The following is a 9,930-nucleotide window of genomic DNA, read 5'->3' as shown; positions in this document are numbered from 1 at the left end:
TCAAAAAAGACGGTCTGTCAGTAACCCATAAAATGAAAGAAAAAAGAATGTGCCTTGGCATATTCTCGCGCCGAGCGCAGTCGCTTGCGACTTTCTTCATCTTCGTGCGAGTGCGCATCTCCGGCACGTAGTGCCTTTTATTTCCTAGGAAGTTCCTTCGGAATTTCCTAGGAAATAAAAAAAGAAAATCCTTCTCAGATCTTTCTCCAAAAAGCATTTTCTCTTTTTACAGATATTCTTTTTTCATAACCGCTGCTTCGGCACGCATATCCGGTCCTTAAACCAGTTTTCCCAGCACCGGAAGCTTTTTCAGATAAATCCTTCCGGAAAATGCAATATGCGGCAGCTCATAAAATTCACAGTTCTTCGGACAGATCGGTTTATATAACGGATCTGCCACAATGATCTCAGCAGCTTTCAATGCCTCTTCCATCTCTTCTTCTCCATGAACCCATCTGTCCCCATCTGCCAGTAAGCCATCTGTTTCTTCCAGTGGACAAAGCACCTCCACACGGCAGTCATACTTTTCTTCGATTCCTGCCGCCAGGGATTCCATGATCACAGGCTCCCCGATCAACGTCACCTTCCGATCTTTTCTTCCCTGCATCCGGTCTTTTCGATATGATATCTGCTCTTTTTCTTCCAGTGCTTTCGCAATCCGCTCTGTATAAGAACCAATCGGCGTTCCAACCACATACGGGGTTCCGAACTTTTCTTCCAGCACCTTCGCTGCACGAAGTCCGACTGAAGATACCACCAGATTCACCTCTGCTTCTCCTGCCTGCAAAAATGCATCCGGTTCATCTCCCATTGCCCAGGTGGACAGCACCTTCCATCCACAGGCTTTCAGGTTCTCTTTCAGCACCTCTACATGAGATACCGGTCCAAAATCCAGCGGTGTCACACCAAGCAGATTGACGGTGCGCGCCTGAATCCGTCCTGTCTTTTCCCCGGTAAATCTCTTCGCGATCTCTTCTAATGCAATTCCTGCCCCATACACATAATCATGCATTCCGTTCGTCGGTACTGCAAATGCAGGAATTCCGGTTTCTTCCTCCAGTACCTGCGCCAGTGCCGGAAAATCGGTTCCATTCATATACGGAATCGGGGACCCTGCAAGGGCAATAAATTTTGGATGCAGCTCCCTTGCTGCCTCTTTGATATCATCCAGAAATTTTTGATCATTTCCCATGATCGCATCAATTTCTGTCAGACCGGAAATATAGATCAGACTGTCCTGATCGTACCAGCGGATCTCATCGTGAGTGTTGTAGGTCGAATTGCATCCGGACGGATCGTGCATGACCGTCATGCCACCCAGCTCATAAAGTGCCGAACACACGCCGGATACGTCCGCTGTATAAATTGGTATGATTCGATAAGATTGTCTCATATGCAGCTTTCGCACCCCCATCCTTTTCGCACAACCAGATCTTCCGTGTCTTTTTCTTCGGTAAATGCTTCGACCATAAGCTCTGCTGTCCTGCGGATCCCGTCAAATCCGTAAAGACCGCCGCCCTGTACCATATTGACAAAATACGGACTTCCGGTGAACCACGCCGCCTTCTGTCCGATCGCCAGTATTTTTTCATCCGATTTTCGTGGGAGTACACGCATTTTCACCTGGATCGTTGCAATCAGCTGAATCTCCGGTGCATGCTCCTTCAGCCACCCAAACTCCTCTTTTTCTTCCGGACTGATGGAGTCCAGATAAATCCGTGTCACCCGGAAACCATGAGTAAGCAGAAGCTTTGCAAGTCCCAGTGGACGCGGATGGTACAGATAATCAATGGCAACCGCAGTGTCTCCGATCACCTCATGCGCCTTTTCCAGTGCCCTTTCACAGGCAGCAATTTCCTCTTCTACTGAAATCGTTTCCTCCAGCTTTCCATAGCCCATTGCCTGGCAGAAATTTTCCAGCTGTGCTGTGATCTCTTCATAATCAAAACTGCCCGGCAGATACAGGTATGGCCGTTTCAGACGCTTTGAAAGCACTTCCGCACCATACTTAGATGGTGGATAAGAAGATACAAAAAGTTTTCCTTCGGAAAGTGCCAGATAGTCTTCCCAGTTTTTACATCCCGGCAGTTCCCGGAAGCTTCCCTGATGTGCCCGGACGATTCGTTTCAGATCTGCATTTTTTCCCAGTTCGAAATCACTGCCTAGAAAACTCACGGCTTTTTCATCTGCTTTTCGCTTTGGAAGTGGTTCATAAATCGCCTTTCTCAGCTTCTGATCCGGTGTAGGTCCATGTTTCTGCATGATCGGATCCATATAACAGCGGATAAACGTAATCTCCGGGAACCTCTCCTCCAGTTCCTGAAACACCCGTTCCAGGTCGCATCCCAGAAAATGATGCAGACAGACGGTAAATAAAAGAACTGCTTTCGGTTTTTCTTCCAGCTTATTCAGCACATCTGTCACGCCTTCGATGGTGATGTCCTCCAGATTTCCATTTAACAGATTCTCTTCTTTTACGATCACAAAGGAAAACCGGTCAGCCGCATTCATTTCCGCCGCTGTCAGCACCACACCCCGCATGCAGTTATCCGCACAGACATAGATCTGTCTTGCCTCCGGCATCAGCATTCCGGTATGCACGATGTTCCAGTTGCCGTGAACCGGCGAGTTAAATTCAAGCCCCGGTGCAAATGGAACCGGAAATGCGGCATCCTTGATGGCTACTGCCGCGCCTTTTTCATCCACCGGATGTCCTACCCGTTTTAACATGGCTTCTCCTCTCCGCACACTGCAAGGATCTGATCTGCCAGCTTCCGGTATTCCTCTGCCATCTGGGAATCCGGTGCGTATTCCAGCAGAACCTTGCCGTCTTCTTCTGCTTCCATCACAAGTTCGCTCCGGTCAAGCCGTCCAATGATCTGCGTGTGAAAATCCCCTGCAAGCTCCTGCACCTTTTCTTCCTCTCTCGGAACCTCTCTTTTATTTAAAATAATACCGCCAAGGGAGGCATATCCCCGGTTCTTGAAATTCTCTACTGCCATTGCAATATTGGCCCCGGCATGGATCGCCATATTTTCACCGGATGTGATGATGAATACCTGATCCGCATAGCCCTTTCGCATCGGCATGGAAAAGCCACCGCAGACTACATCACCAAGTACATCATATAACACGATATCCGGCTGGTAGGTCTCATAAGCACCGGTTTCTTCCAGCTTCTCAAGGGCGGTGATGATCCCGCGTCCTGCACATCCAAGTCCCGGTGTCGGTCCACCTGCTTCCACACAGACCACACCTGCATAGCCAACCGTAACCATATCTTCCAGTTTCAGATTCTGTTTCTTCTGTTGGAACATTTCCAGTACGGTCGGAATCTCCTTTCCGTGCCGGAGCTGGATGGTCGAATCCGCCTTCGGATCACAGCCGATCTGCATGACCTTGTATCCTTTTTCGGCAAGTGCCACCGCAAGATTGGATACGGTTGTGGATTTTCCGATCCCGCCTTTTCCGTACACTGCTATCTTTTTCATTCCGCTTTTTCCTCCGCTTTCGTAATGACGTTCGAGTACGCCGTTTTTGTGGATACCCCATTCAGACGCCCGATCTTACCAGACAGGGCACTGATCGTATCCTGCGGTGCATCAATGGCAATACTGATGATGTTGATTCCCCTCTGACGATATGGAATTCCCATTCTTCCAATGATATACTCTCCTGCTTCATGCAGGTAATGGTTCAGTTCCTCAATCGCGGCAGGATTTTCCACAATGATCGAAATGACTGCTACCCTGGTGTCCATGAAAATGTCTCCTTTCTTTTCTGAAATGTCAGGTCGATTCTTTTTTGAAATGCCAGCTCGATTCCGCTTCGCTTTTTACTCTCCGCATTTCAGATTGTTTAACAAATCCGAGGAAGCAGCTCTCCGCCCGGCTGTGGCAGAAGTGCCTGCGTTCCGATTTCTGTAGTCATAACAACTTTGCCCGGCTGCTCTGCCGTCACTTCTCCGATGATCGCTGCATTCTGTGAGTACGGGCATTTGTGCAGGGCTTCTACGATTTTTTCTGCCTCTGCTTTCGGTGCCATGATAACCATTCTTCCCTCGCATGCAAGATAAAGTGGCTCCAGACCGAGCATTCCACAAACTCCCTTCACTTCCGGTGCAACCGGAACTTTTTCAGCATCCAGACGGATTCCAACATTACTCTGTCCTGCAATCTCATAGAGTACCGTTCCAACTCCGCCTCTTGTCGCATCGCGGATCACATGCAGGTCATGGGTTGCATGCATCACTTCTTCTACGGTATGCCACAGTGGTGCGCAGTCACTGGTCACATCAGCTTCGATTCCGAAGTCTTCTCTTGCAAGGAGGATCGTGCATCCGTGGCGTCCCACATCTCCGGTTACGATAATTGCATCTCCCGGCTGTGCCAGTTCTCCTCCGACTTTTACGCCGTCCTCGATCTGTCCCATTCCGGTTGTTGTGATAAATACACCGTCTACCTGTCCTTTTCCTGCTACCTTGGTATCTCCGGATACAATGCGGACACCGGCTTCTTTTGCTGTTTTCTCCATGGCTGCTGCAATTTCTTCCAGTTTTTCCATCGGGAATCCTTCTTCAATGACGAATGCGCAGGTCAGATAAAGCGGTTTTGCTCCCATGCATGCCAGATCGTTGACGGTACCACAGATGGAAAGCTTTCCGATATTTCCGCCCGGGAAAAATGCAGGCGATACGATAAATCCATCTGTGGATACTGCCATCTTTCCGACCGGAGGTACAAGAACTGCTGCATCATCTGCAGTCAGATCCGGATTGGCAAAATGTGCTGCAAATACTTTATCGATCAGCTCTGAAGTCTGCTTTCCGCCGGCTCCGTGTGCCATGGTTACTGTCTGGGTTTCTATTTTATTTTCCATTTTAAAATTCCTTCTCTCTTAGTTGTTTCCGCATATATGATACCGGATTGTTCCGGTGTTCCATTCCTTCTTTTCCCTGATACCGGATTGTTCTGACTTTTATCCCCTGGTATCATACATGAAATAAGCCGAACATGCGCCCTCGCCGGATACCATGCAGGCTCCTACCGGGTGCTGTGGTGTACATACCTTGCCAAATACCTTGCAGTCGGACGGTTTGCATTTTCCCTGCAGTACATCTCCGCAGCGGCATGCCGGATTTGCTTTTCCTTCGATCTTTGGCATATTGTATTTCTTTCTTGCATCAAAAGCTTCCCATTCTTCTCTCAGCTGCATGCCAGATCCCGGAATAATTCCAAGACCTCTCCACTCGCTGTCGCAGCCTTCCATCAGTTCATCTACCAGTCTCTGTGCCTCACGGCTTCCTTCTCTGGTGACAACTCTCGGATAGCAGTTTACGAAGAACGGCTTTCCTTCCTGAAAACGCACCAGAGCAACCGCAAGTGCGGTAAGCAGTTCTTTTGCGGTAAATCCGGCTACCACTCCGCTGACACCTTCTTCTGTCAGCTGTTCACAGAGTTCGGTCCCTGTGATTGCATTGACATGGCCCGGATATAAGAATACATCGGCACTTCCTTTGAGTGCCTCATAAGCTCCCGGCATAGTCTTATTGGCAACCAGAAGGGAATAATTGGAAATCCCATCTTCCTTTGCCTGTTTAACCGAAAGACATCCAGCCGGTGTGGTTGTCTCAAATCCAACTGACAGGAATGTCACCTGTTCTTCCGGATGCTCTTTGGCGTATTTTTCAGCATCTGCCGGGGAGTAGACGATATGGATCTTTGCACCTTTTTCTCTGGCTCCGGCAAGGCTCATCTGGCTTCCCGGTACGCGGACCAGATCGCCGAAGGTACAGATCGTCACATTTTTCTCTAATGCCAGATAAATTGCTTCATCGATAAAACTGACCGGTGTCACGCAGACCGGACATCCCGGTCCCGAGATCAGTTCTACCTGCTTTGGCAAAAGTTTCCTGATCCCCAGACGGAAAATCTCATGGGTATGGGTTCCACAAACTTCCATGATCCGCACTGATGGTCCGTCATAATTTTCTATGATCTCTCTGGCTGTTCGTTTCTTCTGTTCTTCCATTACAGCAGTTCCTCCATAAGCTGATCGGTCTCGCTTTCATCCTCATCGGTGATCTTTGCGATCGCAACTCCGGCGTGAACCATGACGTAATCGCCCGGTTCCAGATTTTCCAGGAGCTGGGATGAGACCTCTCTTTTTGCACCGCCTGCATCAACGACAGCGGTTCCGTTACTGATTTTTACAACTTTTGCTGATAATCCGACACACATGTGGGTAATTCCTCCTTTTTTTGGGGAAGGGACGCAGGGAGTGAAAACAATTGGGACCGGCTGCAGTTTCCAAGAGAACGCTCGGGCTCCTGCAAATGCAGCCGGTCCCAATTGTTTTCTCTCCCTGCTGGCGCTTCCTAAAATTTAACGTGTTGACAAAGGGGGAATTGACAAGGCAGTGCCTTGTTGTCAATTCCTGATTTGCTTGTCTCTGGTGGTCCTTTTCCTCTTTTATTTGTAAGTTCTAATAGCTTTAGATTAACTTTGTTTAAAATTTTTTATGTCTGATTTTAATTTTCTAAATCTATAAAGTCTGGTTTTACTTTATCTCATGCTTCTGTAAATATGCCATTGCGTAGGCTGCCTGACCGAGTGCCAGTCCTCCGTCGTTTGGTGGAATGAGGTGATGGTGCAGGGTGATGAGGCCTTGCTTAACCAGACCTTCTTCTACCAGACGTAGTAGTAAGCGGTTCTGGAAAACGCCGCCGCTTAGGGCAACTTTCCGGATTCCGGTCTGATGACTTGCTGTGAGGGCTGCGGATATGATCTGTCTTGCAAGTTCCTGATGGAACTGGTATGCCAGTTTTCCGGCGTCTTCTCCGGCAAGTCGTTTCTCGGCGAGGTTTTTGACTAATTCGCCGGTATTTAAAATCAGGCGGTCTTCCGCCGTTTCTGTAAATGACTTAAGCATGAGGGGGGTGTATGGCTGCTGCATTGTTTTCTCGTAAGCTTCTGCCGCGAACTCTAATGCCGTAGATGCTTCTCCCTCGAAAGTAGATTTTTTCCGGATTCCGAGGATCGCGCTGACTCCGTCGAAAAGGCGGCCGGCACTGGTAGAAAGAACAGCATTCAGATGCCGCCCGGTCATTGTCACCAGCACTTTTGCTTCCGCTTCGGTACAAAGCTCCAGCTTTTTCATCCATTCGATCGTTTTTTCTTTATCTTTCAGTTCTCCATAAAGAAGAGCTCCGGCAATTCGCCAGCCTTCCTTTGCGGATGCATCTCCTCCCACCTGCCAGAAGGGTTTGATGCTTCCGAGTCTTTCAAATCCATCGTAATCAGCACGGAGGATTTCTCCACCCCAGATGGTCCCATCCGTTCCATAGCCGGTTCCGTCAAAGGAAACGCCGATCACCGGATCTTCACAGTCATTTTCCGCCATGCAGGACAGGATATGTGCAAAATGATGCTGTACCTTCAGGACAGGAAGTCCAAGTTCTTCAGCAACGACTGTCGCATTGTATTTCGGATGCAGATCACACGCCACAACCTTTGGTTCTGCCTCCAGAAGCGTTTCCAGTCTGCCGATCGTTTCTGTCAAAGCCTGCACGGTACGCAGATCTTCCAGATCTCCAACGTAAGGGGACTGATAAAATCTGCTATCTACGCCAATACAGAACGTATTTTTCAGTTCTCCTCCAGTAGCAAGCACCTGGCCTTTCCACGGCATCTGAACCATGGTCGGAAGTGGTGCGTAACCCCTGGATCTGCGGATCATATATGGCTCATTTTTATAAAAATCCATCACCGAATCATCGGCACGGATCCGGATCTTCCGGTTATGGGAAAGCATACAGTCACACAGATGGGAAAGCTCCTGAATGGCTTCTTTATCCTCCCTGCAGATTGGTGCACCGGATGTGTTCCCACTGGTCATAACCAGAAGAGAAGGCATCTGGATTCCATCATCATAGGCGAAGATCAGAAGCTGCACCGGAGCATAAGGCAGCATCACACCAACCTTTGGATTGCCCGGTGCAATACTTTCGCAAAGCGTTTCTTTTCCGTCTTCTTTTTTGTCCAGAAGCAGGATCGGCTTTTGATGTCCGGTCAGGATCTTTTCCTGTTCTTCACTGACCAGGCATTCTCTTTTCACCGACTCCAGATCTTTCGCCATGACTGCAAATGGCTTCGCCGGACGCTTTTTGAGTTCCCGAAGCCGTCTCACCGTTTTTTCATTTGTTGCATCACAACACAGATGGAAGCCTCCGATTCCCTTGATCGCTACAATGCCTCCTTCTGCGATGATCCGTCTGGTATAAATGATCGCATCCCGCCCGCGTTCTTCTCTTCCGATCAGATAGACCTCCGGTCCGCACTCATTACAGCAGACCGGCTGTGCATCGTATCTCCGGGTCGCCGGATCATAATATTCTTTTGCGCAATCCGGACACATCGGAAATTCTTTCATGCTGGTGCGCTCCCGGTCATACGGAAGGGCATCCAGGATCGTAAGTCTGGGACCACAGCAGGTACAGTTGATAAATGGATGCAGATACCTGCGGTTCTTTGGATCAAACATTTCTTCTTTGCACTCATCACAAATTGCAATGTCCGGTGAGACAAAAATCTCTCCTTTCGTCTTTTCACTTTCAATGATCGCAAACTCCGGAAAGTCTTCTGCTTCTTCTACCGGCTCAATATTCATTTTCAAAATTGCTGCCCGCTTCGGCGGCTTATTCTCAATATCCGAGATAAATCCATCCACTGCCTCTTCCGGTCCCTGCGCAAAGATTTCCACATACGGACCTTTATTGGACACGCTGCCCCGGATCTGATACGTAGCCGCATGCCTGCTCACAGTCGGACGAAATCCTACACCCTGTACGATTCCATAGACGCGGATCTGTTTTGTCACTTCATTTTTCATCTATTCACACAGTCTCCCTGACACTGCAAAATGTCTTGTATTTACGAAGGTTCCCTGAAAATCCGGAACCATTTTTTCCATACATGCATCTGCGAAAATGATATCAAATCCACCATTTTTTACAAGATCAATGTAATCATCTTCCTCGCGGAAAGACACGTCCTGCGGACAGGCAAGCTCTTTCTTCATCATAAACCAGGTTGCTGTCTGCACTTTTGCAGAAGCATCTCTGCGCAGGATTTCCTGCCGGATTGCTTCCGCCATCACCTGCTGGTGTACCACAAGGATCTTCTTCCCCTCATAGTCCAGATCCGGAACCAGTTCTTTTACTGCGGGATAATCCGTCTCATATGGCGTCCCGAAAGTCTTTTCCAGATATTTTGCAGCTTCCAGTGCAGCTGCAGATACGACAATATTTTTACTTACCTGCGCTGCCTTTTCTACCGCCTCAAGTCCGTCGCCCATTCCATAACAGATGGCTTCTTTTCCCTCTTTTTTCAGTTCCTCTCTTACTTTATCTGCTGCTTTCAGATCGCTTACATCCTGTGGCGTCATTCCAAGGATGCCGACTTTTTCTTCACATACCTCGTATTTTTCCTTTGCAAATACGGTAAATAATTCAAGATATGCTTTTTCTTCACCTTTATCATAAAGCTCCATTCCATCCGTATCGATAGCAAGGATCGGAAGGTCTGTCTTCTTCTCACACATACGTCTGAGTGCCCGGTAATCCGTTCCGATTACTGCAGGAACCGGAGTCCCGACAATCGCCGCAAAACCGGCGTCGATCTTCTCTGCAGCATCCGTCAGCTTCGCGACCAGACGATCATCTCTTCCAAGGATTGCATCCATATCACGAAGTCCTGCGCTGAATACTGCACTTTTCCGTTCAAACCATCTCGGCTCATCAAATCCACAGACATTTCCCGTACATCCTCCCGCATCGCAGATGACGATGATTCCGCCAAGTTCATATAACACAGACACCGCTCCCGACTGATCCGGTGCGAATGGTGTCAGATATTTTCTAAGTCCTCTCAT

The 9,930-nt window shown here is 48.6% G+C and carries 9 protein-coding genes; all 9 read right to left on the bottom strand.

Going from position 1 to position 9,930, the window contains the following annotated elements; all coding sequences use genetic code 11:
- Positions 1-277: 277 nt before the first annotated feature.
- On the bottom strand, positions 278-1,393 hold the full coding sequence (locus ACYQ5K_RS04135) for a nitrogenase component 1 (protein WP_173688625.1): 1,116 nt from the start codon (positions 1,391-1,393) through the stop codon (positions 278-280).
- On the bottom strand, positions 1,390-2,730 hold the full coding sequence (locus ACYQ5K_RS04130; RefSeq protein WP_173688626.1) for a nitrogenase component 1: 1,341 nt from the start codon (positions 2,728-2,730) through the stop codon (positions 1,390-1,392). Before ACYQ5K_RS04130 ends, ACYQ5K_RS04135 begins: the two co-directional genes overlap by 4 nt.
- Positions 2,724-3,491 (bottom strand): nucleotide-binding protein, encoded by a 768-nt coding sequence (locus ACYQ5K_RS04125; protein WP_459777280.1) that lies wholly within the window; start codon positions 3,489-3,491, stop codon positions 2,724-2,726. Before ACYQ5K_RS04125 ends, ACYQ5K_RS04130 begins: the two co-directional genes overlap by 7 nt.
- Positions 3,488-3,760 (bottom strand): TM1266 family iron-only hydrogenase system putative regulator, encoded by a 273-nt coding sequence (locus ACYQ5K_RS04120; protein WP_173688628.1) that lies wholly within the window; start codon positions 3,758-3,760, stop codon positions 3,488-3,490. Before ACYQ5K_RS04120 ends, ACYQ5K_RS04125 begins: the two co-directional genes overlap by 4 nt.
- A 98-nt stretch (positions 3,761-3,858) precedes the next feature.
- Entirely contained in the window at positions 3,859-4,878 is a 1,020-nt protein-coding gene (gene hypE, locus ACYQ5K_RS04115) for a hydrogenase expression/formation protein HypE (RefSeq protein ID WP_173688629.1), read from the bottom strand.
- 99 nt (positions 4,879-4,977) lie between these two features.
- Entirely contained in the window at positions 4,978-6,030 is a 1,053-nt protein-coding gene (gene hypD, locus ACYQ5K_RS04110; protein WP_173688630.1) for a hydrogenase formation protein HypD, read from the bottom strand.
- Positions 6,030-6,239: a HypC/HybG/HupF family hydrogenase formation chaperone gene (locus ACYQ5K_RS04105; protein ID WP_173688631.1), complete on the bottom strand. Its 210-nt coding sequence runs from the start codon at positions 6,237-6,239 to the stop codon at positions 6,030-6,032. The genes hypD and ACYQ5K_RS04105 overlap by 1 nt, the downstream gene beginning before the upstream one ends.
- 319 nt (positions 6,240-6,558) lie before the next feature.
- A complete protein-coding gene (gene hypF, locus ACYQ5K_RS04100; RefSeq protein WP_173688632.1) occupies positions 6,559-8,889 on the bottom strand; it encodes a carbamoyltransferase HypF in 2,331 nt (776 codons plus the stop codon).
- Complete coding sequence (locus tag ACYQ5K_RS04095; RefSeq protein ID WP_173688633.1) at positions 8,890-9,930, bottom strand: nitrogenase component 1; 1,041 nt, start codon at positions 9,928-9,930, stop codon at positions 8,890-8,892. It abuts the gene before it with no gap.

The sequence above is a fragment of the Allocoprococcus similis genome, from assembly GCF_054660775.1.
This window is presented reverse-complemented; position numbering and strand designations above follow the sequence as displayed.

Excerpts from the sequence above, each read along its gene's own strand:
- hypE (WP_173688629.1), bottom strand. The coding sequence starts at position 4,878 with ATGGAAAATAAAATAGAAACCCAGACAGTAACCATGGCACACGGAGCC.
- hypD (WP_173688630.1), bottom strand. The coding sequence starts at position 6,030 with ATGGAAGAACAGAAGAAACGAACAGCCAGAGAGATCATAGAAAATTAT.
- hypF (WP_173688632.1), bottom strand. The coding sequence starts at position 8,889 with ATGAAAAATGAAGTGACAAAACAGATCCGCGTCTATGGAATCGTACAG.
- ACYQ5K_RS04130 (WP_173688626.1), bottom strand. The coding sequence starts at position 2,730 with ATGTTAAAACGGGTAGGACATCCGGTGGATGAAAAAGGCGCGGCAGTA.
- ACYQ5K_RS04135 (WP_173688625.1), bottom strand. The coding sequence starts at position 1,393 with ATGAGACAATCTTATCGAATCATACCAATTTATACAGCGGACGTATCC.
- ACYQ5K_RS04095 (WP_173688633.1), bottom strand. The coding sequence starts at position 9,930 with ATGAGAGGACTTAGAAAATATCTGACACCATTCGCACCGGATCAGTCG.
- ACYQ5K_RS04125 (WP_459777280.1), bottom strand. The coding sequence starts at position 3,491 with ATGAAAAAGATAGCAGTGTACGGAAAAGGCGGGATCGGAAAATCCACA.
- ACYQ5K_RS04120 (WP_173688628.1), bottom strand. The coding sequence starts at position 3,760 with ATGGACACCAGGGTAGCAGTCATTTCGATCATTGTGGAAAATCCTGCC.
- ACYQ5K_RS04105 (WP_173688631.1), bottom strand. The coding sequence starts at position 6,239 with ATGTGTGTCGGATTATCAGCAAAAGTTGTAAAAATCAGTAACGGAACC.